The organism is Ectothiorhodospira shaposhnikovii (genome assembly GCF_016584105.1).
Taxonomy (GTDB): domain Bacteria; phylum Pseudomonadota; class Gammaproteobacteria; order Ectothiorhodospirales; family Ectothiorhodospiraceae; genus Ectothiorhodospira; species Ectothiorhodospira shaposhnikovii.
Genome location: NZ_NRSM01000136.1, coordinates 1 through 276 on the forward strand (window position 1 = coordinate 1; position 276 = coordinate 276).

1 protein-coding gene is annotated in these 276 nt (G+C 74.6%); it reads left to right on the forward strand.

The window, feature by feature from the left end:
* Positions 1–276, forward strand: a 276-nt coding sequence (locus CKO35_RS17720; RefSeq protein WP_200177419.1) for a hypothetical protein, incomplete at both ends; no start/stop codon positions are given.

Here is a 276-nt window from a genome sequence, read left to right on the forward strand (position 1 = left end):
CTGCGGATCACCGTGACGGGGCGCCTTCCGCTGGCCGACCGCGCCGCGCTTGAGGCGGCACTGGACGCCCGCGCGCCGGATTTCGGCTGGTTCGAGGCGGACTTGTCCGCGCTGGCGGTGGAGGCGCTGCCCGAAGACCTGGACCAGATCGACCGGGCGGGCGCGCTGCGTCAGGCGGCCCAGGTGCTGCTGGCCGAGGCCGGGGATGCGGCCCTCAGCCAGGCGGACCGCGAGACGGCTCAGGCAGCCCTTGCCCGGCTTTATGCGCTCACGCAG